The sequence below is a fragment of the Gilvimarinus sp. 1_MG-2023 genome, assembly GCF_030548285.1.
The window spans coordinates 1-232 of record NZ_JAUOSC010001820.1 but is presented as its reverse complement, the minus strand read 5'-3'; the positions used below and the strand labels follow the sequence as shown (position 1 = coordinate 232).

1 pseudogene is annotated in these 232 nt (G+C 56.9%); it reads right to left on the bottom strand.

From position 1 onward, the window contains the following. Positions 1 to 232: pseudogene (locus Q4563_RS22985) on the bottom strand (hypothetical protein); the annotation flags it as partial.

Below are 232 nucleotides of genomic sequence, written 5' to 3'. Positions count from 1 at the left end.
GACCATCCACCGCAGCAGCCAGCACCACATCCACCTGATTGCTGGTCAGGACCGGGGTAACAGCCTGGATAACCAGTTTCTCATGATCAATAAAACGCCATTGATTGCCCTGCGGCGCAAACAGAATCCCGGGCCAATTGACCAGGTCAGTCGGGTGCTGTGGTTGGCCCAGCCGCTGAATCAATGTCGGGCTGGCGCAAATGCGTGTGTGAGTAATACCCAGCGGCAATGC